Origin of the sequence: Sodaliphilus pleomorphus (assembly GCF_009676955.1) — a bacterium.
In the GTDB taxonomy this organism is placed as follows: Bacteria; Bacteroidota; Bacteroidia; order Bacteroidales; family Muribaculaceae; genus Sodaliphilus; species Sodaliphilus pleomorphus.
The window spans coordinates 852,526-875,127 of sequence record NZ_CP045696.1; the positions used below are offsets into that span (position 1 = coordinate 852,526).

Genomic DNA, 22,602 nt, shown 5'->3' on the forward strand with positions numbered 1-22,602 from the left:
CATGTCAAACCGAGACAATGTTAAAAAAATCACAACAAAATCACATCTTTCTTTCACACACAACACAAAATGGAACAGATCATCACACATTTCACCGACAACGACGCCTACACCTATAGCTGCCTCTACTACATCTTGGAGACCTATCCGCGCGGCGAGGTAGAATACACCTTCTTCGACCGCAACCACACCTGTTACCCCAAGGGCTTCGACAAGCTCCTGCAAGAGCAGGTCGACTACATGCCTGGCGTGGTGATAACCGACGAGGAAATCGACTTCATGGCCCGCAAAATGTACTACCTGCCGCTGTGGTTCTTTGTGTTTCTCAAGGGCTACCGCTTCAATCCTGCCGAGGTGGCCATAAGCCAGGACGAGCAGGGGCACCTGGGCATCACCATCAAGGGCAAGTGGTACTCGACTATCATGTGGGAGATGGTGTTGCTCTCGTGCATAAGCCAGCTCATGCACACACTCAACGGCGACATCGACCGCTACGACGCAGCCCTCGAGGAGCAGCGCAGCCGCGAGAAAGCCCGCAAGGCCCTCAAGGCCGGGCTGGTAATAAGCGACTTCGGGCAGCGCCGGCGCTTCTCGATGCAGCACCACGACATGGTGGTGCGCACCTTCAAGGAGGTGCAAGACGAGGGCGGATATACCGACGCCGAGGGCCAGTTCAAGAAGTGGCCTGGCAAGTTTGTGGGCACGAGCAACGTGTATCTGGCCATGAAATACGACCTCACGCCCATAGGCACGATGAGCCACCAGCTGGTAGAGTTTGAGGAAAACGTGAGCGGCGTGTACGAGTGCAACTTCAACGTGATGAAGAAGTTCAGCGACGTCTACGACGGCGACAACGGCATCTACCTCTACGACTGCTTTGGCGACAAGGTGTTTTTCAGCAACCTGTCGAAGCGCATGGCCATGATGTACAAGGGCCTGCGTGTCGACAGCGGCAACGAGGAGGAGCAGCTTGAGAAAATCATTGCCAAATACAAGAGCCTGGGCATTGACCCGGCCACCAAGCAAATCGTGTACAGCAACGGCCTGAACCTGGACCGTGCCATCGAGATACACAACTACACGGCTGGTCGCATGCAAGACAGCTATGGCATAGGCACCTACCTCACCTGCGACGTGACGGGCTGCTCGCCGTCGAACATCGTAATCAAGCTCACACGCATGCGCATCACCGAGCTGCGTGCATGGCACGACTGCGTGAAGCTCTCGTGCGACAAGGGCAAGACGCTGGGCAACCCCGACAAGTGCAAGTACCTGCTTAAGCTCTTGGGTGAGGAAGAAATTTAGCCGTCAGCGCGGTGCGTGTCTATGACGGCACGACGAGAGGTGCAATTTTAGCCGCCCGATCAACTTCTCCTCGGTTGCCGGTAGTCTACAACACATCGCTGTGGCTGTTGTAATCGTTGTTATGCCCTGTGGGCAGAACGATGCGACAGCCGCAGAGCGCGTGTCCATACTCCTCGACCGCGACTTGCCAACACTTCGCGCCCTTGCGCAAAGCTATCTCAACCGGGGAATGCCCTTACAGCTCCTCCTATTGCCTCACGGTATTGCTCAGCAAGGCCGAGGCAGACCTCCATGACTACCAGCCAGCCAGCGATTCTACAGCGACAACTTTCGGGCTCCAACTCATGCGGTGCTGGGAAAAAGGCATCGCCACAATAGGTAGTTTTTTTACATAAAACCACCATTTTTAGTGATACATTGTAAATGTTTTCCCTGTTTTGCTATTCATTGTATTGTTTTTCTGCAATATTCTTAATACATTTGCATAAAAGACAAACACCCCTAATCCAAAAAATATGATGCACTTAGTTTCCTCAAGGACATTGCTCTCAGGTTTCATGCTGTTGTTCACGCTCACGGCTCTCGCCATTCCGGCCCAAAAACGCTGGCTCACGGTGAGGCAGCCCGACGGCACCCGGCTCATGGTGAGCATGACGGGCGACGAGTGGCTGCACTACCCCGCCACGGCCGACGGCGTGCCAGTGGTGCGGCAGCCCGACGGCAGCTATTGCTATGCAAGTGTGCGGGGAGACCAGCTCGTGTCGACGGGCATCGTGGCACACGAAGCCTCGCAGCGCGCAGCAAGCGAGCTCGAGCACATTGCATCGGGTGCCAGCACGATGCAGCTCAGGCAGCACCGGGCACAGCGGGGCAGGGCCTCCAGCCCTGCCTTGGCAAAAAAGAGCATGGCAGCTCGCCGGGCAACTTACCGCGGCACGCATCACGTGCCTGTGGTGCTGGCCTATTTTCCCGACCGCGCATTTGCCACCGACACGGCAAGCACGCGCTCGTTCTACAACAGCATGCTCAACCAGCCTGGCTTCAGCCAGTGTGGCGCCCCCGGCAGTGCCAGCGACTATTTCAACGACATGAGCCGCGGGCAGTTCAAGCTGGTATTTGACGTGATAGGCCCGGTGAAGGTGAGCAAAGCGAGCACCTACTATGGCGGGCCAAGCGTGTACTTTGGCGGCACCGACCACGTGGGAGAGTTTATTGCCGAGGCCGTGACCAAGGCCGACAGCCTGTACAAGCCCGACTGGAGCCGCTACGACTGGGACGGCGACGGCGAGCTGGAGCAGGTGTTTGTGCTCTATGCCGGCTACGGGCAAGCCACGGGAGGCGACACGGGATTGCTGTGGCCCTGCAAGTGGACTCTCGACGAGGCCAAGGTCAACGATGACGGCCCTGGCGGATTCAGCCTGGGTGGCACCTACATCAACACCTTTGCCTGCGGCAACGAGCTGTATGGCAACTCGGGCAAGACCTACATGGGCATGGGCGTGTTCTGCCACGAGTTTTCGCATTGCTTGGGGCTGCCCGACATGTACGATACCGCCTACGGCGCCACCCCCACCATGGGCAACTGGGACTTGATGGCACACGGGTCCTACAACGGGCCGCAGGGCATAGGGTGGTGTCCGGCAGGCTGGACCAGCTATGAGCGCGCCCAGGCCGGGTGGCTCGACGTGAAGGAGCTACAGCCAGGCGACAGTGTGCGAGGCATGACAAGCCTCGACGAGGGCGGCGAGGCCTATGCCATCTACAACGACGACCAGCGCAACGAGTACTACCTGCTTGAAAACCACAAGCATGTGGGTTGGGATGCCTACACCCCCGAGCAGGGATTGCTCATTGTGCATGTCGACTACGACTCCACCCTCTTTGCCAACAACATCGTGAACACCACCGGCACGTTTACGACAGCCGAGGGCTACGACGGCAATTTCACCAACGACCACGCACGCATGGTGCCCTTCTCCAAACTGCGCTCGCTCGAGAACGAGACCTACTACTACACCTTCCCCATGGAGGGCAAGCGCTTCAGGCTTGACTCGCTCACCGACCTGAGCCGCCCTGCAGCCACGGTATACAACGCCCACCCCGACGGCACACTGCTCATGCACAAGCCCGTGATGAACATCGCCAAAGACGACGAGGGCAACATCGACTTCGACTTCATGCCCGCCGGCGGCAACCCTGCCGGCATAGTCCAGCCCCGAGCCAGCGCGCCCGAGCCAGCGCGCGTGACAGTGTACACGGTCGAGGGCCGCCAAGTGGGCACTTACGACTCAATCGAGGGCTTGAGGGCGCTGCCTCGCGGCCTCTACATCGTAGAGCAAGGCAACGCGGCGGTCAAGAAGATAGTGAGATAAAACGGGAAAAGACAGTAACAGTTTTCTAATCAAATAAAACAACACAGCTTATGAAAAGAATTTACCTTCTATCGTTGTTTATGCCCCTGGCTCTGTTTACAGCTGCCCAGGCCACATTGAGCAAACCTGTGGCACTGCCTGCCACCAACATCACCAACACCGGCTTCAACGCCAACTGGAAGACGGTGGATGGAAGCGAGGCCTACTGCGTGTATGCCTACGACTTGAAGCAAGCCGCGGCCAAAGGAGCCACAACCATCGTCGACGAGGACTTTGCCGGCGTCACGCAAGGCTCGGTGATAAGCCCTGTGGTGAGTGAGGACGCCTATGTCGACCTCTCCGACTACGGCTATGCCACCACCTATGGCTGGGGAGCCTACGGCTACCCGTCGTTTATAACCGGCATGGTGGGTGGAGTCATCTACTCGCCCTATCTCGATCTGCGCGGCGACAAGGGCCGCTACCAGATTGTGGTGACCAGCTACTGCACCGACGGCGACAGCCTCTACATCACCACCCACGGGAGCAAGGGCGAGATGCTGCACAAGGTGGCCACTCACGTTGCCAACGGCGGAACGGGCCTGAGCACCGACACGCTGACGCTTGACGACGGCAGCAAGGACCTCTTCTTCACCGTGGTCAACAACACTGCCAAGTCGGGCACCCCCGACTACATCGACAGGGTGCAGGTGCTGCAGAACTTGGAGAGCGGCACCACATACTACAACATGGTAGCTGCCGACGAGGCTGTGATGGCCAAGGACGAGTCGACAGGCGCCGAGGTCACCACCAAGCGCTTCGGCGCGCCCACGCGCTACACCAGCAGCAAGGTACTGTACTACGACCTGCATGCCACAAAAAACGACTACACAAAGCCTTCGGGCCACATGCCCTACACGGCAATCTACAGCCCCTATTCCGACATGGTGAAAGTGGACTTGATCAACAAGTCGTCGGAAGTGCTCGCATCACCCACGACCGACTCGCTCGAGGTGGGCCAGTATGCCGCCACACTGGCAGGCACAGCATCTTCCAAGGTCTATGACGGCAGCTATTTCTCGGTAGCACCCACCACCTTCTACCTCAAGCACACCGGCTCGCAAATCATCTACACTGCCGCCGACCTGGCCAAGGCTGCCGGAAAGGAAATCACCACCATCAAGTTCATCTTCAACAACCAGTCGCTCTACACGGCCTATCCACGCAAGGTGAACGTGAAGATGAAAGAAATAGGCGAAAGCACCTTCACCTACGACTCCGACAAGAAGGATTACTGCTTCTTCAACGACGACGACGCCCAAGCAGTGCTCAGCAACTACGCCTACAGCGAGGACTTCTCGGGCTACTACGGCACCGACGGCGAGCTGGTGCTGCACCTGTCGAAGCCCTACGCCTACTCGGGCACCAAGAACCTGCTCGTGAGCATCACCTTCGACGGCGACGAGGCTTGTGAGTCGGCCTTCGACCTGGGCTTCTACTATGTGCCCAAGACCACGGGCAAGGCCATGACCTTTACCAACGACAACGTGACCTTTGCCGACTATCAACAGACCGACGACTGGCCCCTGGCCGGGCTCAACACTGGCACGCGCCTTGAGCAGCCCATCACGCAATTTGTGTTCCGCTCGCCCGCCACGCCCACAGGCATCGTCACGGTCGATCAACAGCCCTCGGGCACTGCCCACACACCTGCCTATAACCTGGCCGGCCAACGCGTGAACGACAGCTACAAGGGCATCGTGATCAAGAACCACAAGAAGGTTGTCGTGAAATAAGCGCCAACTCGGGCTCATCCCCACACTTTCTCCATACGGGCCGTCGCCAGCAGTCGTGTGCTTTGCTGGCGGCGGTTCTCGTTGCTGCCGGCAAAGTATCGCAAGCCCACTCGGGAACACGATTGGGAAGGAAGAGAAACCTTTATTATGAAATGTAAACAAAATTTTTCCAAAAATCAAGGTCAAGGTAAGCAAATAATGCTTACATTTGTAGGTGCACTTGGTGGCGGCTTACGACGACGTGCCAAGTTGCAAGTGAAGCAAATAATTGACCATTCTATAACGTACAACTAATTAATAACTATCAACATTTATCCACATGAAAAGAATTACTCATTCATGGTTGCGTGCTTTGGCACTCTCGATGGCGGGTTTGCTCGCCGTCCCCGTGCTTGAAGCTGCGACAGTGGTGCACGATGGCATCAACTATACCACCAGCGGCACCAAAGCGACGGTGAAGCGCTACAACTTCGTGTCGGGGGGCGACACCGCCTACTACAAGGGCGACATCGTGATACCCGAGACCTTCACCGAGGGAGGCAAGACCTATACCGTGGTGGCTGTGGGCGCCAATGCCTTTGTCGACTGCAAGGAGCTCACCTCGCTGAGCCTGCCCAACACGTGTGTCGACATCAGCCGCAATGCCTTCAAGGGCTGCTCGAGCTTGAAAAACGATCCTGTGCCCTCGACGGCCAAAACTATCGGCAACGCCTACCTGCAAGGTTGCTCCTCGATCACCGAGGTGACCGTGCCTGCCGGTGTGAAAGGAACATTTGTTTCACAAAACTGGGAAGGCATGACGAGCTTGAAGAAAATCACCTTTGCCGACAGCTCAACGCCATTTAAGATGAACCTGCTGGCCTTCACGACCGATGTGACCAAAGCCAGCGAGGACCCCATCGAGGAGATCTACTTCGGCCGCGACATCGATGCCTCGCTCTATGCCAACAACCAGCAGCCGTTCCACAACATGAAGTACTTGAAGAAAGTGACCTTCGGCGGCAGCGCCACCGCCATCTCAGGCACGATGCTGCTGGGCTGCACTGCACTCGAGACCGTAGAGTTTGCCCAGGGCAACAAGATTGCCAGCATAGGGGCCAGCGCCTTCCAGGGCTGCACGAGCCTGAAGAGCATCGCCCTGCCCGAGGCCGTGAAGACTGTTGAGGCCAGCACCTTTGCCAACTGCTCAAGTCTGAACAGCGTGACACTGGGCTCGGCAGTGACCAGCATAGGCGAGAGCGCCTTCCAGGGCACAGCCCTCACCGGCATCGCCCTGCCTGCCACCATCACCAGCATAGGGGGCAGCGCCTTCAAGAACAGCGCCCTCGCAGGCGAGTTCACCCTGCCCTCGGGCCTCACGGCACTGGGCAGCGAGGCCCTGGCCGGCACTGCACTCACCGGCGTTGTGATTCCTGCCAGCCTCGCCAGCATAGGCGATGCTGCCCTGGCCCCCATCGCCACACTGGCCAAGATTGAAGTAGACGGCGGCAACACTGCTTTCAAGCTCGAAAACGGCGTGCTGCTCAGCGCCGACGGCACCCGCCTGCTCGTGACAACTCACGAGAAAGCCGGCATGCCCGAGAGCTACAGCAACGCCACTGTGACCAGCATCGACAAGTATGGCCTGGCCTACGCTCCCTTCAAGACTGTGGCCCTGCCTGCTCTTACCAAAATAGGCGACTACGGCTTTGCCCAGAGCAAGCTCGAAAGCTTCACGCTCGAGAGCAACGTGACTGTGGGCTTGAACGTGTTCAACGGCTCGGCGCTCAAGAGCGTCGTTATAGCCGAGGGCCGCAACGAGATATCCCAAGGCCTCTTTGCCAACTGCCAGAGCCTGACCAGCGTGAAGCTGCCCAACTCGGCAACCAACATGATGAAAAACTGCTTTGACAAGTGCACCTCTCTCAAAGAGATGGAGATACCGGCCAACGTCAACTACATGGAGCCTGGCTCGGTGCCCAGCACCATCCAGACACTGCGCGTGCTCAACGTCAACACGCCTGCCCTGGCTGCCGGCACATTTACCGCCGACCAGAGCGGCGTGACCTGCAAGGTGGCCGAGAACTCGGTATCTGCCTACAAGAAAGCCAGCCAGTGGAGCTACCTCAACATCGTGGGCGATCCCAGCATCAGCGGTGTAGCTTCCAACCTGGGCTGCCCCACAGGTCTCTACTTTGCCACGGCCGACGGCAAGCTCATGTATAAAGACGAGAGCGGCAACGTCGTCGACACCAAGTTTGCCACCGGCGCCCATGCCTTCACGCTGCAAAGCTACAAGAACCGCATCTATGTGGCCGATGCCGGCGAGAAGTTCACCTACCAGACTCCCGACTCTCCTCTGGGCGACGGCCAACTCTTCTATGTAAACAAGTCGGGCGACTACTTCTATCGTGTGACCGTGCTCAACAACGTGGGCTACAAGCCCTCCGAAGACCCCTTCAGCATGAGCATCGACTCGGCTTCCAACACCATCTACATTTCCGACCGCAACGTGGGTGTGCACAAGCTCAACGCCGACACCACCGGCCTCTATGGCTCACAGCCCTTCTTGTTCCAGAACCAGTATCTGCCCTACTACAATGACCAAATCTCATGGGGTTCTATCACTGGCGCTTTCCAGAAGGACAGCAAGGGCATCTACTGGATGACCAAGAAGTTCAACGGCCTGGGCCTGTTGCGCTTCACCGATGCCGACATCTATCCCGACGGCGGTGCAGGCAAGACCCAGCACTTCAAGTGCGTGTTTAAGGACGCACTCATCAAGACAGCCTATCTCGACGAGAAAAACGGCTACTACTACATGTTTGTGCAGAAAGATCCCTACGGAGCTGTTCCAGGCGTGTACCGCATTGCACTGAGCAAGCTCGAGAAGGCCGACGGCAGCGATGCCGATGGCGTTGAGGACCTGAAGATTGCCGACTGCCAGCTCATCGACAACTCGCCCGTTAAGGTCGACGGCACCCCCGACAGCGGCGAGAACTCCAACATTGCCCAAATCAACGGCGACGGCACCAACGTGTTCTGGGGCTATGTGGCTCCTGCCACCGACGCCGAGGCCATTGCCGGCAGCGTGAAGCTCGATGCTACCAACCCGCTGCACAAGAGCGGCATCAAGACCATAAAGAGTGCCGATGCCACCCCTGTAGTGACCTTTGCAGTCGAGGGCGTTGAGGCCTACGGCGTGTGCGGAGCCACCTATGTGGCACCTCCTGTGGTACTGCCTGAGGCAATTGCCCTCAACCACAACACCTACACCCTGGACAAGGGCGGCGACCAACTGCAACTCACAGCCACCGTTACTCCCGCCAATGCTGCCGACAAGAGCGTGACCTGGAGCTCGAGCGACGAGACCGTGGCCACGGTCGACGCCAACGGCCTGGTGACCACCAAGGCTCAAGAGAAGAACACGGTGACCATCTATGCCGTGAGCAACGCAGTGCCCACCCTCAAGGACAGCTGCGTGATCACCATCACCAACCCCACCGCAGCAGTATTCCCCGAGTCGATATCGCTCAACATCACCGAGTACACTGCCGAGCGCAACGGCGGCACACTGCAACTCGTGGCCACTGTCCTGCCCGAGAACACGACCAACAAGCACGTGACTTGGAGCTCGAGCAATGACTATGCCACCGTCGATGCCAATGGCTTGGTGACCATCAAGTCGCTCATCGCCGGCGTGAAGGGTCTCAACGCCGAGGGTACAGCCCCATCGGTGACCATCACTGCTACCAGCGTTGCCAACCCGGCACTCAGCGCAACCTGCGTAATCACCTACTCGCAGGAGACTGGCGTCGACAACGTGACAGCCAGCAAGACGGTGAAGAGCGTGCGCTACTACAATGCCGCAGGCATGGAGAGCGACAAGGCATTTGACGGCATCAACATGGTTGTGACCTACTACACCGACGGCACCAAGAGCGTGTCGAAGGGTGTGTACACGACCAAATAAACCAAGCACCTCGGGCTCAAGCGATCCTGAGATGCAATAAACACAACACTCAACAAGAAGGGTGGCTTCACCTCTCGCCAAGAGAGCGCGCAAGCCACCCTTCTCATTTTGCGCTTCGACAGCGGGCAAGAGCCACAAGCAAGCCCTGCCCAGCATGAGTCGCATGCCTGGACAGGGCCCCTAAGTGCTAATTGCAGCTTGGGCAAGAGCCCACGGCGCGGGTTCTACTTCTTCACCTTCACGCCGTCGATGATGTAGACGCCTGCATCGAGCGAGCTCACGGGCGCATCGATGCGCTGGCCGCCCAGCGTGTATATGGTGTGGCGGCCACTGGAGGGCGTTGCCACATTCACATCATTGACACCAGTCTCGACCACGTCGATTGTTGCCTTGTCGGCCTTGAAGTCGTCGAGCTGCACCTGATTGGCCCACACGCCCACACGGGTGTTTTGGGGCACATTGGCGACTTGAACCTTCACAAACTTGTCGGTCGACAGTTCCTCGGCGGGAGTGCCAGTGAGTTCGGTGCCTATATCCCAGCTGTCGCCATTGGGAGTGACCACGTAAAATTTCACCGAGCCCCAAGTGAAATACTTCTTCACCATGATGCTGATGTTGCCTTCAACGGGCGGAGTGACGAGCATGTCCTCTTTGGCGATGTCGCCAAAGTCCTCGTCATACTCTACCGTGTTCCACACATAGAGGCAAGCGCTGTTGTCGACACCGTCGTTGGCCATGAAGCGGTACACCGGGTAGGTGCCGAGGCCGCCGTCGTCGAGCACGTGCCCCCAGTTGGCCGGAGCTGCGGTCTCCGACACGTAGTTGCCATTGGAGTCGAGAGTGCCATAGGCCTCGTTGAAGTCGTAGGTGTAGTTTTCAACGACCTTGGTAGCAGCATTTACACACACTTGAGTTGCAGCAATCATCGTTGCTGCCGAAAGGAATAAAAATTTTTTCATAGTGTTGATAATTTTAGGATTGCATGTGAAACACATGTTATAGATATATATAATACATAATATAAAAAAACTCTGGCTTGGAGCAGGAGGCGGCGTCAACGGCTCAATTTCACCTTCTTGCCATTGTGGATGTAGATTGTGCCCCGAGCAGGTGCAGTCACCCGCCGGCCATTGAGGTCGTAGTAGGCACCATCGGCGGCAACAGCAGTCGTCTTCACCCCGCCCACGCCAGTCGAAGTGGTGGGAATGTTGACAAACTTGCGTGCCTGGGCGCTGAAACCAGCCTCGTTGCGCGTGAGCACAATTTGAGCAGGGTGAAGGCCGTGTCGGCAGCCGAGGCGTCGAGTGCGTACATGCCGCTGGGGCGGTCGGTGCTGGTGCTCCAGATGCTGCACCATATCTCTTGGGCACGCACATGGGTGCTGCCGGCAATGAGAGCAATGAATACAATGAACGGCAAACGAGTGGAGGAGTGATTCATAAGATTGGTTGGGAATAAAAGTCAGTCTAAAAAAAATTGCTTGTCGCAAAAAAAAGCGAAACGCTGCAATGCGACATCCCAAAAGGAGATAGATTGCAGTGTTTCGTTTTATGGAGCTTAAAACTTACAGACTCTCTTCTTGAGCGTTGCCAGGCAACGGCTGGGTGGAAAAAGGGAGCAGTCTTTATTTCACCTTCTCGGTGAGCTCGGCACCAGCTTTGAACTTCACTACCTTCTTGGCAGGGATTTCGATTTTCTGCTTGGTTGCGGGGTTGATGCCCGTGCGAGCAGCCTTCTCTTGCACTGCGAAAGTGCCGAAGCCTATGAGAGCCACCTTGTCGCCCTTGGCCAGCGCTTCTTCTACTGCCTCGATGCCGGCTTTGAGAGCCTTGGTTGCATCAACTTTACTCAATCCTGCTTTTGCAACGATAGCGTTGATTAATTCTGTCTTGTTCATAACAATTTGCTTTTTTTTAATGTTATTATTATAGTTTCTAGGCATTTATTTGCGCAAATATAGACAAAGAGAAAAATAAAACAAAAAATTTTGCACAAAAATTTTAAATTTTACCGAAAAATGGGCGTTTTAGGGATAATTAATAGCAAAAGAAGAGCTATTTTCATTACATTTGCAGATAAAAACATCGACAAAACGCTTCGACAGCAAAACAGTATAAAAAGGAGAGAGAAAGAAACATGGCATCTTATCACTACAACAGAGGGTTCATCGACTCGATTCCGCCTGTAACCAAAAACCTGCTCATCATCAATGTGCTCGTGTGGGTGGCCACCTTCGTGCTCAAGGGCAAGGGGGTGGACCTGGACCTGTACCTGGGGTTGCACTTCTGGAAAGGCAGCGACTTCGGACTGTGGCAGTTTGTGACCTACATGTTCATGCACGACACGAGCAGCTTGGGCTCGGGATTTACCCACATTTTCTTCAACATGTTTTCGTTGTGGATGTTTGGCCGCATTCTCGAGCCAGTGATGGGACGCAACCGCTACCTCACCTACTATGTCGTGTGCGGCTTGGGCGCAGCACTGGTGCAGGAGCTTGTGTGGCAATTCACCTGGCCTGCCGTGGCAGCCGGCATGTTCAGCTACGGCGGCGTGGCGGGCGTCACCACAGCGCAGTTGCAGCAAGCCATAGCCACAGGCGCAATACCTGCCTCGATGCTCAACCAGTGTTTCAATGCCTTTGTCACCATCGGGGCCTCGGGCGCAGTGTTTGGCATTCTGCTGGCCTTCGGCATGCTATTTCCCAACATGCCGCTCTACATCATCCCCTTCCCGTTCCCCATCAAGGCCAAATGGATGGTGATAGGGTACGGGCTGGTGGAGCTGGCCTTCGGCGTTACGGGCGAGGTCACCAGCGTGGCCCACTTTGCCCACCTGGGCGGCATGCTGTTTGGCTTCCTGCTCTTGCTGTACTGGAGAAAAACAAAACACATGGGGCGCGGATATGAGTATATGGACTGACATCTCGTCGCGCTACCGTCGCGCCACACCGCTGCTGCGGCTGGTGTATATCGACGTGGGGCTCTTCCTGGCCCTGCGCGTTGTAGCGCTTGTGGGCGTGCTCATGGGTGTGCCTGCCGAGCAGCTCATCAAGTGGGTGGAGATGCCCTCGACCCTTGAGGGTCTGGCCCGCCAGCCATGGACGGCCGTGAGCTACATGTTTTTCCACTACGACGTGTTGCACATCTTGTTCAACATGCTGTGGCTATACTGGCTGGGACGCATCTTTCTGGAATATTTCAACTCCAAGCAGCTCGTGGGGCTCTACCTCATGGGCGGACTGGGCGGCGGCGCCCTCTACCTGGCGGCCTATGCCACCCTGCCCTACTTTGCCCACCAGCCGGCCACGGCCTATCTCATAGGGGCATCGGCCTCGATACTTGCCATTGTGGTTGCAGTGGCAGTCTATGCCCCCGACTACCGCATAGGGCTGCTCATGCTGGGCGACATCTCGCTCAAGTGGGTGGCCATCATCACCATTGTGATCCTGATGCTGGGCACCGGCGAGGCGCAAATGGGGGCGCAGGCAGCTCACCTGGGTGGGGCCCTCGTGGGAGTGGCCTACGGCCTTGCCATGCGGCGCGGCCACGACATCACCGCGTGGCTCAATGCCTGCCTCGACTCCATGGCAGGCCTCTTCAAGCGCCGCCGGGGGCCAGGGCGGCCCACAGGCGGAAGGGCCTTTCACTACCAGGCCAACAGGGCTGCGGCACCGTCGCCCCAAGGGCCCAGCGAGGCCGAGATCGATGCCATTCTCGACAAGCTCAAGCGCTCGGGCTACGGCGCACTGAGCGACAAGGAAAAGGAGACCCTCTTCAAGGCATCGTCCAACTAAAAGAGCTACGACTGAAGTCAACCTGTCATCATCATCATCATCATCTATGCACATCAACCGGAAGTCATATCGCATCAAGCATCTCGCCATAGGCATAGGCATCGTCATGACCTTCATGCTTGCGGTGCTGCTGGTCTTTGCGGCCTACGGCGGTCACATCGACCCCGAGCGGGGCACAGTCTTCGCCCTGGCCACGCTTGCCTTCCCGTTTGTGTTTATCGTGTCGCTCATGGCGGCCTTGCTGTGGATTATCGTGGGCCAGTGGCGCGTGTCGCTGCTGCTGTTTCTGGCCATGGGGCTGTCGTGGCCCACGGTGCGGGTGATAAGCCCGTTCAACATAAGCACCCACAAGCCCACAGCCAAGCAAGACTCGACGATGTTTAAGGTGCTCACATTCAACGTCATGAACTTCAACGTGATGAAGGTGGGCGACGACAGTGTGGGCAACAAACAGGGCCAGGCCACCGTGAACTACATCCTCAACCAGGATGCCGACGTGGTGCTGCTGCAAGAAGCCTCGCTCAACGCCGACTACAACGACTTGAAGCTCATGAAGCCCTACATGAAGGAGATAAAGAAGAAATATCCCTACCGTGACCACGGGTATCACGACCAGATAATATGGTCGAAGCACCCCTACACCAAGGTCGAAGACCCGGCGGTGAAAGAGGGCTTTGCCGCGCCCGACGACCCGGTGAACAGCTACCACTTCTATGCCCGGGCCTTCGATGTGCTGGTGCCTGGCCACACGGTGCGCATCTTCAACATCCACCTCAACTCGATAGGGCTCTCGCTCGACGACCGCAAGGCCTTTGTCGAGATGACCGACTTCAAGACCGAAGGCTCTCGCGAGCGGCTCAAGCGGGTGCGCTACACGCTGATAGGCAAACTGGGGCTCGCCTTCCGCAAGCATGCCCAGCAGGCGCGCATCATACGCGAGGTGATTGACCAAAGCGACGAGAACGTGATCGTGTGCGGCGACTTCAACGACACGCCCCAGTCGTTTGCCTATCGCACCGTGCGCGGCAGCGACATGCACGATGCGTGGATGGAGTGCGGCTTCGGTCCCACCTACACCTTCCACGGCAGCCGCCTGTATTTCAAAATCGACCAGGTGCTTTACCGCGGCGACATGATTGCAACCTCGTGCCACCGCGACCGGGCCGGCTCAAGCGACCACTACCCGCTGGTGACCACCTTTGTGTGGAAAAACTGAGCCGCTGCAAGAATAGTCACACACACACTATATCAATAAATACAAATTAATCTTAAAGCAACGCTGATTATGAAGAAAGTATTATTATCACTCCTGGCCATAGGGTGCCTTGCAACAGGCGCCGCCGGGGCAAACAAAACCAACGTGAAACAGCATCAAAATCCATTCTTGAAACCCTATACCACACAGTATGGGATTCCACCCTTTGAGAAAATCACCCTCGACGACTACATTCCCGCCATCAAAGCCGGCATCGAGCAGCAAAACCAAGAGATAGCCGCCATCGTGGCCAGCAAGAAGACGCCCGACTTTGAAAACACGGTGCTCGCACTCGACAACTGCGGCGAGATACTGAGCCGCGTGTCCTATGTGTTCTACGCCTTGAGCGAGAGCGACGCCACGCCCGAGATGCAGAAGCTCGCCGAGCAAGTGTCGCCCATGCTCACGGCACAGAGCGACGCCATGTATATGAATCCCGGCCTCTTTGCCCGCGTCAAGGCTGTGCACGACAATGCCGATGCACTGAAGCTCGACAAGGCACAACGGCGCCTCACCGACAAGTACTACAAGCGCTTTGTGCGCAACGGCGCCCTGCTCGACGCCGCCCACAAAGACACACTCAAAGCCATCAACAAGCGCCTGGCCTCGCTGCAACTCAACTTCACCCAAAACGTGATGCACGAGATTGCCAACAACCTGATTGTGGTCGACAGCAAGGAGCGTCTCTCGGGGCTGCCCCAGTCGACCATCGACGACGCCGCCAAGCTGGCCGGCGAGAAGGGCATGCCGGGCAAGTGGGTGTTTACCGCCTCGGGCGCAACCCGCCTGAGCGTGCTCACCAACGCCGACGACCGCGACCTGCGCAAGCAGATGTATGAGACCTACACCCACACGGCCAGCCGCGGCAATGCCTACGACAACAGCGCCATCATCAACGAGATCATGCAGCTGCGCCAGAAGAAAGCCAAGATGCTTGGCTTCAAGACCTTTGCCGACTATGCTGTCGACCCCTGGATGGCCAAGACCCCCGAGGCTGCCGAGAAGCTGCTCATGCAACTGTGGAAGCCCGCAGTGAAAAAGGTGGACGAGGAAGTGGCCGACATGCAGCGCTATGCCGACAGCCACGGTGGCAACTTCAAGATTGCCGCCTACGACTATTACTACTATGCCGAGAAGGTGAAGAAAGAGAAATTCAACTTCAGCGAGGACCAGGTGCGCCCCTACTTTGTGCTCGACAGCGTGGTGAAAAACGGCATCTTCTATGTCGCCAAGAAGCTCTACGGCCTCAACTTCAAGGTTATGCCCAAGGCGCCGAAGTACAACCCCGAGGTGACCGTGTATGACGTGACCGACAACAACGGCAAGCACGTGGCCGTGTTCATGACCGACTATTTCCCGCGTGCCACCAAGGCACAAGGCGCATGGATGAGCGAGCTCAACGCAGCCTACGACTTCGGCGGCAAGAGCGAACGCCCCATCATCTACAACGTGGCCAGCCTCACGCCTCCCACCAAAGACGCCCCCTCGCTGCTCACGCTCGACGAGGTAGAAACCGTGTTCCACGAGTTTGGCCATGCCCTCAACGGCATGCTCACCCGCGCCCCCTACAAGGGACTTGAAGGCACCAACATCGACCGCGACATGGTGGAGCAGCCCTCGCAGATGAACGAGAACTTCGCGCTCGTGCCCGAGGTGCTCAAGAACTATGCCAAGAATTACAAGACCGGCGAGGTGATACCGCAAAATCTCGTCGACAAGATCATCGAGACCAGCAAGTTCAACCAGGGCTTCATGACCACCGAGCTGGTGGGCGCCGCCCTGCTCGACATCGAGTGGCACAAGCTCGACTTTGCCAAGGATATCGACGTCAAGGCTTTTGAAAACTGGGTGTCGCGTCGCCTGGGCAAGCCCGAGGTGGTGGAATACCGCTATCGCAGCCCCTACTTCAAGCACATCTTCGACAACGACCAGTACAGCTGCGGCTACTACACCTACCTGTGGAGCGAGGTGCTTGCAGCCGACGCTTGGAACCGCTTTGAGACCGAGGGCCCGCTCAACCCAGCCGTTGCGGCCGACTACATGCACTACATCCTGGAGCCAGGCGACACCGACGATGCCATGACGCTCTACAAGAAGTTCAGCGGCCACGAGCCCAACGCCGACGCCCTGCTGCGCGCCCGCGGCCTCAAGTGAGCACCGCACAGAGTGCCCCCCCTGCCGCATGACGACTCTCGCACCCACAAGGTGCTGCAATAGGCAATTCACGTTGCACATTGCAGCACCTTTTCTTGATTGCATGAGCCCGGGAGCCCTGCCCCTGCAGGGCACGGCAGCGCCGATATTGCCATGTGCGGTAATTTTTGTACCTTTGCACAAATAAATAGCGCAATCAGTCACAATCAACACACTCATCTTTATGGATTGGATAATCGAACTCATAACGGGCAACAGCGTGGCACACGCCATCTTTATCTACTCCTTTGTCATCGCCATAGGCATGGCACTGGGCAAGATAAAAATCTTCGGCATCTCGCTGGGTTCAATCTTCGTACTCTTTGTGGGTCTTGCGGTGGGCCACTTCGGCGCCGTGATCGACCCCAACATCCTCAAGTTTATACAAGAATTCGGACTCATTCTGTTTATCTTCTCGATAGGATTGCAAGTGGGCCCTTCGTTTTTCTCGTCGTTCAAGGAAGGCGGCCTGCTGCTCAATGGCTTGGCACTGGCCATCATAGGGCTCAACATCGTTGTAGCCCTGGCCATATACTACTGCACCGGCGACGTGAAGCCCAACGAGATCGTGGGCATACTCTCGGGTAGTGTGACCAACACGCCCGGGCTGGGTGCTGCCCAGCAGTCGCTCATCGAGACCCTGGGTGGCGAGGCCGCCCGCCCGCTCAACGAGTCGATGTCGATGGGCTATGCCGCCGCCTACCCGCTGGGCGTGGTGGGCATCATCCTGTCGATGATACTGGTGAAAGTGATTTTCAAGGTCAACGTCGAGAGCGACTCCAAGGCGGTAGAGGAAGACAGGGAGCAAAGCCTGCTCAAGCCCCACGTGGTCACCTACGAGGTGACCAACCGTCTCATCTACGACTGCACCGTCGAACGCATGCACGGCATCATCGACCGCAACTTTGTGATATCGCGCATCAAGAAGCACGCTACCGGCGAGGTAATCGTGCCCAAGGCCGACACCAAAATCGAAGACCACGACCTGCTGCGCATCGTGATAAGCGTGCAAGACGAGGAAGTGTTTGACGCCGTGATAGGACACAAGGTGGAAATGGACTGGAAGATGGAGCAGACGCCCGTGGTGTCGCGCCGCATCGTGGTGACCAACAACGCCTACAGCGGCAAGAAAATAGGTCAGCTGCGTCTGCCCAAGGGCTACGGGCTGAACGCCACCCGCGTGAACCGCGCCGGCGTGGAGCTGCTGGCCAGCGCCAACCTGAGCCTGCAAGTGGGCGACCGCATCACGGTGGTGGGCCAGCTCGACGACATCAACCGCCTGGCCTCCAACCTGGGCAACTCGGTGAAGCGCCTCAACCAGCCCAACATGTTCATGATGTTTATAGGCATCTTTGTGGGTATCCTCATCGGCTCGATACCCATCGCCATACCGGGCATGACGGTGCCCATGAAGCTCGGCCTGGCCGGCGGCCCTCTGATTGCGGCTATATGCCTGGGCCGCTGGGGCTACAAGATAAAGATTGTGACCTACACCTCGTCGAGCGCCAACCTCATGCTGCGCGAGCTGGGCATGTGTCTCTTCCTGGCCAGTGTGGGCCTTGCCGCCGGCGGCAAGTTTGGCGTCACCGTGTTCACCGCCACAGGAGCGCGCTGGGTGCTGTATGGCTTCATCATCACCTTCATCCCGCTCATGATAGTGGCCTCGCTGGCACGCGGCAAGTTTAAGATGAACTATGGCACACTCATGGGCCTGATATCGGGCTCCACCACCGACCCGCCAGCCCTGGCCTATGCCAACAAGACCTTCAACAACGACGCGCCAGCCGTGGCCTACTCCACCGTGTACCCGCTCACGATGTTTATGCGCGTGATCACGGCGCAAATTCTCATCCTGGTACTGGCTTGAGCGCGGCTACCGCGAGGTAGCACGACAACTGCAATCGAGAGGAAGCCCACGTGTGTGAGCTTCCTCCCTTTTTTTTTACTGCCCGTCGGCCTCAGGGGCGGTGTAGAAGTCGATGACACGCTCTATGGCCTTGCGGCACACGGGGCAAAAGTAGGGAACGGCATTGGAGCGCATGCGGCAGTCGGGATAGGCGCGATACACGCCCTTGAGGCTGTAGCCGGCGCCCTCGTAGAGGCCGGGACGGTCGAGCCGTGCCGAGTCGACCGGCGTGGGCACGGGAGTGTGGCTGGCGACGAGCTGCTCCCACTTGCCCTTGAAATGCGCCAGCGTGGTGATGTTGGGCTCCCAAGGCTCCACGTCGCGGGGATAGGTAGAATCCTCCTCGCCGGCATAGGCATACTCGTCGGCCAGGCCGGCAAAACTGTGGCCAAACTCGTGGACAATGACCTGGGCAAAAGCCTTGTGGTGGGTCGACGACAGGTCGTAGCTGTTGAGGATGCCACCGCCGCCATACTTGCTGCTGTTGACCAGCACAATGATGTGCTCATAGGGAATGCCCGCGAGCACGTCGTGCAAGCGATTGAGTGCCAGGGTGGTGAGATAGCGGTCGCTGTAGAAGGTGTCGAAGTGCGACTGGAGCAGCGTGTTGCGCCACACGCCATTGCCAGGCTCGCTGGTGCCGCTCTGGGCCGACGGGGCTGTGACAGCCACGATGCTGAACTTGTTGCGGTTGCTCTTGAAAGGCTCGTGGGCAAACAGGGCCTCGTTGGCCTTGTCGACGTCGGCAAGGAAGGTGGCCATCTCGGCCTGGGTGTAGCCCTCGGCCACATAGGCGATGTGAATGCAGCGCAACGAGTCGGCAGCACGCTGCACGACCACATGAGGCGCAGTGCCTGCTGCATCGGTGTTGCGCGTGAGAATGTCGCTGGGCACTACCTGGTGGGTGAGCGAGGCAGCGACGCGGTGGCGGCTGTCGCGCAGGTCGACGGTGATATCGACCGTGTCGACGGGCATGGGCACGAGAAACACGTTTTCAAACGCACGGCTGGCGACCTGTGCCTCGGGGCTGGTGAGCCACTCCTGAAACAGGGTGGAGAATGAGTTGCGGTATATCACTTCGCCAGTGCGGTGCAGGCGCATGGTGAGCTGGCCGTTGCCCTCAACCGGCACCTGCGCCAGCCTGTGGCGCTTGCCCCACCAGTGGGCACTCTTGCAGTAGTTGCTCACGGCAATGTGCTGGCAGGCGGCATTGCCCGAGAAGATGTAGTTGAGGCGCAGCGTGGTATCGCTGAAGTGGGTGTCGAAGTCGATGTGCCGCGCCTGTGCGGGCACGCCCAGGCACAGGAGCATTGCAGCGGTGATGATGAATTGGAGCTTCATGAGTGAAATAATAATGGGTATTGTAGCGGCGTGGAGCAAAACCGCGCCACTGCAAACTTACAACATTTAGGCGTCCTCGACAAGAGCCCCGACGCCGCGAGGTGGCCAAAATATTGCCCGATAGCAGGAACAAAACAAGATAAATAATTGTGGCTGTGAAAAATAATTCATATCTTTGTCCGATTTTTACTAGTATAATAAAAAAAATATGTTAACACCTACAAAGAAAACCATCGCCCTGGCTGACGGTCGCGAGATCAGCATTGAAACAGGGAGACTTGCCAAGCAAGCCGATGGAGCTGTTGAACTGCGCTTTGGCAACACCATGTTGCTGGCTACAGTGTGTTCGGCCAAAGAGGCCGAGGAGGGGGCCGACTTCATGCCCCTGCAAGTTGAATACAAAGAGAAATACTCGTCGGTGGGCCGTTATCCCGGCGGTTTCACCAAGCGTGAAGGCCGCCCGAGCGACAACGAGATACTCACCGCCCGCCTGGTCGACCGCGTGCTGCGCCCGCTGTTCCCGTCCAACTATCATGCCAACACGATAGTGAACGTGATCCTGTTTTCGAGCGACGGCGTAGACCAGCCCGATGCCTTTGCCGGCCTGGCTGCCAGTGCAGCCATCGCCGTGAGCGACGTCCCCTTTGAGGAGCCCATTGCCGAGGTGCGTGTGGCACGCATCAACGGCGAATTCGTCATCGATCCTACATTTGAACAGGCCAAAGACGCTGACATAGAACTGATGGTAGGTGCTACATACGACAATATTATGATGGTCGAAGGTGAGATGGACGAATGCTCAGAAGATGAGCTCATCGCTGCCCTCAAGGCTGCCCACGAGGCAATCAAGCCCCTGTGCCTGATGCAGAAGGAGCTGGCCCAGGAGCTGGGCGTGGTGAAGCGTGAGTACTGCCACGAGACCGACGACGAGGAGATACACGAGCGCATGCGCAAGGAAATTTACCCCAAGTGCTATGCCGTGGCCAAGGCCGGCAACGCCGACAAGCAATGGCGCAACGACAGCTTCCAGAAGGCCTTTGACGACTTCATGGAGACCATCCCCGAGGAGGAGCGCGAGGAGAAGACCCCGATGATCACCCGCTACTTCAACGAGATACAGCGCGACGCCGTGCGCCGCTGCATCCTCGACGAGGGCATACGCATGGACGGCCGCCGTCTCGACGAGATAAGGCCCATCACGTGCATCCCCGACTACCTGCCCGGCCCACACGGATCGGCCTTGTTCCAGCGTGGCGAGACCCAGGCTCTGGCAACCGTGACCCTGGGCACCAAGCTCGACGAGAAGCTCGTCGACGACGCCCTGGTGCGCTACGACGAGCGCTTCTTGCTGCACTACAACTTCCCAGGCTTTGCCACTGGCGAGGCCAAGGCAGCCCGCGGCATCAGCCGCCGCGAGATAGGGCACGGCAACCTGGCACGCCGCGCCCTGAAGCGCATGCTCCCGGCCGACCTGCCCTACACGGTGCGTGTGGTGAGCGATATTCTGGAATCGAACGGCTCGTCGTCGATGGCTACTGTGTGTGCCGGCTGCATGGCACTGCTCGATGCCGGCGTGAAGCTGAAGAAGCCGGTGGCCGGCGTGGCCATGGGCCTGATAAGCGACGAGGGCAACGTGAAGCACGCCATCTTGAGCGACATCCTGGGCGATGAAGACCACCTGGGCGACATGGACTTCAAGGTGACTGGCACCGTCGACGGCATCACTGCCACACAGATGGACATCAAGTGCGACGGTCTGCCCTACGAGATTCTTGAGAAGGCTCTGCAGCAAGCCAAGGAGGGCCGCCTGCACATCCTCAAGCTCATCAACGAGGCCATACCCGAGCCGCGTGCCGACTACAAGCCTCATGTGCCGCGCATCGTGCACATGACCGTCGACAAGGACTTCATAGGCGCCATCATAGGCAAGGGCGGCGAGGTGATACAAGGCATCCAGGAGGATACGGGTGCCATCGTGACCATCGACGAGATCGACGGCAAGGGAGAAATCGACATCAGCGCCCCCGACAAGGACAAGATCGATGCTGCCGTAGAGCGCATCAAGGCCATCATCGCTGTGCCTGAGATCGACAAGGTGTATGAGGGCCCGGTGAAGAGCATCCTCGAGTTTGGCGCATTTGTCGAGTTCATGCCTGGCCGCGACGGCCTGCTGCACATCAGCGAGATAAGCTGGGACCGCCTCGAGGACATGGAAGCCAGCGGCCTGCACGAGGGCGACATCGTGAAGGTGAAGCTCATCGAGATCGACAAGAAGACGGGCAAGTACCGCCTGAGCATGCGCGCCCTGCAAGACAAGCCCGAGGGCTGGACCGAGCGCAGGGGCGGCGAACGCCGCGGCGGTCCTCGCCACGACGGCGAGCGCCGTGGTGAGGGTCGTGGCCCACGCCGCAGCGAGGGCCGTGGTCCGCGTCGCGAGAGCCGCGGTCCACGCCGTGAGCCTCGCCAGCAAGACGAGCAGCAGTAACACCCCCACGACGACTACCCCATGCCTCATGCACCCCCATAAAGGGACGGGAGGCGTCGATACCACATCGCCAGAGCCTGCAATAGTGCAGACCCTGGCGATTTTTTACATGGGCAGGCGCCACACATGGGGCAGCACGGCACGGCCGCCATGTAGCACGCAAAAAGTCCCGCAGCCAGGAGGCGGCGATGTTGCGCCTGGGCTGCGGGACTCGTGCTTTTTTTC

Annotated in this window: 15 protein-coding genes; 11 read left to right on the forward strand and 4 right to left on the reverse strand. The window is 57.9% G+C overall.

Annotated features, from left to right (window positions below; genetic code table 11):
- Window positions 1-69: 69 nt before the first annotated feature.
- The 4 genes from pncB (at window position 70) to GF423_RS03520 (ending at window position 9,404) form a co-directional block, all read left to right on the forward strand.
- The gene (pncB, locus tag GF423_RS03505; RefSeq protein ID WP_154327076.1) at window positions 70-1,305 is read left to right on the forward strand and encodes a nicotinate phosphoribosyltransferase; all 1,236 of its coding nucleotides are present in this window, start codon (window positions 70-72) and stop codon (window positions 1,303-1,305) included.
- Between the two features lie 515 nt (window positions 1,306-1,820).
- Window positions 1,821-3,677: a M6 family metalloprotease domain-containing protein gene (locus GF423_RS03510; RefSeq protein WP_154327077.1), complete on the forward strand. Its 1,857-nt coding sequence runs from the start codon at window positions 1,821-1,823 to the stop codon at window positions 3,675-3,677.
- A 50-nt stretch (window positions 3,678-3,727) separates the two neighbouring features.
- Entirely contained in the window at window positions 3,728-5,452 is a 1,725-nt protein-coding gene (locus GF423_RS03515) for a hypothetical protein (protein ID WP_154327078.1), read from the forward strand.
- A gap of 319 nt (window positions 5,453-5,771) precedes the next feature.
- The gene (locus GF423_RS03520; protein ID WP_154327079.1) at window positions 5,772-9,404 is read left to right on the forward strand and encodes a leucine-rich repeat protein; all 3,633 of its coding nucleotides are present in this window, start codon (window positions 5,772-5,774) and stop codon (window positions 9,402-9,404) included.
- A 224-nt stretch (window positions 9,405-9,628) separates the two neighbouring features.
- Here GF423_RS03520 and GF423_RS03525 read toward each other — a convergent pair whose 3' ends face one another.
- Both GF423_RS03525 and GF423_RS03530 read right to left on the reverse strand, forming a co-directional pair.
- Complete coding sequence (locus GF423_RS03525) at window positions 9,629-10,363, reverse strand: hypothetical protein (protein WP_154327080.1); 735 nt, start codon at window positions 10,361-10,363, stop codon at window positions 9,629-9,631.
- Window positions 10,364-10,458: 95 nt separating this feature from the next.
- Window positions 10,459-10,665: a hypothetical protein gene (locus GF423_RS03530; protein ID WP_154327081.1), complete on the reverse strand. Its 207-nt coding sequence runs from the start codon at window positions 10,663-10,665 to the stop codon at window positions 10,459-10,461.
- Between the two features lie 3 nt (window positions 10,666-10,668).
- Between GF423_RS03530 and GF423_RS03535 the strand changes: the two genes are divergently transcribed.
- Window positions 10,669-10,839, forward strand: a complete 171-nt coding sequence (locus GF423_RS03535; protein ID WP_154327082.1) for a hypothetical protein — start codon at window positions 10,669-10,671, stop codon at window positions 10,837-10,839.
- Window positions 10,840-11,028: 189 nt separating this feature from the next.
- On the opposite strand, the gene GF423_RS03540 is transcribed toward GF423_RS03535, so the two are convergent.
- Window positions 11,029-11,301 (reverse strand): HU family DNA-binding protein, encoded by a 273-nt coding sequence (locus GF423_RS03540; protein ID WP_154327083.1) that lies wholly within the window; start codon window positions 11,299-11,301, stop codon window positions 11,029-11,031.
- A 269-nt stretch (window positions 11,302-11,570) separates the two neighbouring features.
- On the opposite strand from GF423_RS03540, the gene GF423_RS03545 reads away from it, so the two are divergent.
- From GF423_RS03545 to GF423_RS03565, 5 genes are all read left to right on the forward strand, one after another.
- Window positions 11,571-12,323, forward strand: coding sequence for a rhomboid family intramembrane serine protease (locus tag GF423_RS03545; protein WP_154328969.1), 753 nt, complete (start codon window positions 11,571-11,573; stop codon window positions 12,321-12,323).
- Window positions 12,307-13,197, forward strand: coding sequence for a rhomboid family intramembrane serine protease (locus tag GF423_RS03550; RefSeq protein WP_154327084.1), 891 nt, complete (start codon window positions 12,307-12,309; stop codon window positions 13,195-13,197). The genes GF423_RS03545 and GF423_RS03550 overlap by 17 nt, the downstream gene beginning before the upstream one ends.
- Before the next feature lie 46 nt (window positions 13,198-13,243).
- Window positions 13,244-14,413 carry an endonuclease/exonuclease/phosphatase family protein gene (locus tag GF423_RS03555; protein ID WP_154327085.1) on the forward strand — a complete coding sequence of 390 codons (1,170 nt, stop codon included), beginning with the start codon at window positions 13,244-13,246 and terminating at the stop codon, window positions 14,411-14,413.
- Between the two features lie 69 nt (window positions 14,414-14,482).
- Window positions 14,483-16,606: a M3 family metallopeptidase gene (locus GF423_RS03560; protein WP_154327086.1), complete on the forward strand. Its 2,124-nt coding sequence runs from the start codon at window positions 14,483-14,485 to the stop codon at window positions 16,604-16,606.
- Between the two features lie 223 nt (window positions 16,607-16,829).
- Window positions 16,830-18,512 carry a putative transporter gene (locus GF423_RS03565; protein WP_154327087.1) on the forward strand — a complete coding sequence of 561 codons (1,683 nt, stop codon included), beginning with the start codon at window positions 16,830-16,832 and terminating at the stop codon, window positions 18,510-18,512.
- 75 nt (window positions 18,513-18,587) lie between these two features.
- Here the strand turns inward: GF423_RS03565 and GF423_RS03570 are convergent, their stop codons facing one another.
- Window positions 18,588-19,892, reverse strand: coding sequence for a M64 family metallopeptidase (locus GF423_RS03570; RefSeq protein WP_154327088.1), 1,305 nt, complete (start codon window positions 19,890-19,892; stop codon window positions 18,588-18,590).
- Window positions 19,893-20,100: 208 nt separating this feature from the next.
- Between GF423_RS03570 and GF423_RS03575 the strand changes: the two genes are divergently transcribed.
- A complete protein-coding gene (locus tag GF423_RS03575) occupies window positions 20,101-22,377 on the forward strand; it encodes a polyribonucleotide nucleotidyltransferase (protein ID WP_154327089.1) in 2,277 nt (758 codons plus the stop codon).
- Window positions 22,378-22,602 lie beyond the last annotated feature (225 nt).

Coding starts and splice junctions, on each gene's coding strand:
- GF423_RS03565 (WP_154327087.1), top strand. CDS start 16,830: ATGGATTGGATAATCGAACTCATAACGGGCAACAGCGTGGCACACGCC.
- GF423_RS03570 (WP_154327088.1), bottom strand. CDS start 19,892: ATGAAGCTCCAATTCATCATCACCGCTGCAATGCTCCTGTGCCTGGGC.
- GF423_RS03515 (WP_154327078.1), top strand. CDS start 3,728: ATGAAAAGAATTTACCTTCTATCGTTGTTTATGCCCCTGGCTCTGTTT.
- pncB (WP_154327076.1), top strand. CDS start 70: ATGGAACAGATCATCACACATTTCACCGACAACGACGCCTACACCTAT.
- GF423_RS03520 (WP_154327079.1), top strand. CDS start 5,772: ATGAAAAGAATTACTCATTCATGGTTGCGTGCTTTGGCACTCTCGATG.
- GF423_RS03510 (WP_154327077.1), top strand. CDS start 1,821: ATGATGCACTTAGTTTCCTCAAGGACATTGCTCTCAGGTTTCATGCTG.
- GF423_RS03550 (WP_154327084.1), top strand. CDS start 12,307: ATGAGTATATGGACTGACATCTCGTCGCGCTACCGTCGCGCCACACCG.
- GF423_RS03555 (WP_154327085.1), top strand. CDS start 13,244: ATGCACATCAACCGGAAGTCATATCGCATCAAGCATCTCGCCATAGGC.
- GF423_RS03525 (WP_154327080.1), bottom strand. CDS start 10,363: ATGAAAAAATTTTTATTCCTTTCGGCAGCAACGATGATTGCTGCAACT.
- GF423_RS03540 (WP_154327083.1), bottom strand. CDS start 11,301: ATGAACAAGACAGAATTAATCAACGCTATCGTTGCAAAAGCAGGATTG.
- GF423_RS03560 (WP_154327086.1), top strand. CDS start 14,483: ATGAAGAAAGTATTATTATCACTCCTGGCCATAGGGTGCCTTGCAACA.
- GF423_RS03575 (WP_154327089.1), top strand. CDS start 20,101: ATGTTAACACCTACAAAGAAAACCATCGCCCTGGCTGACGGTCGCGAG.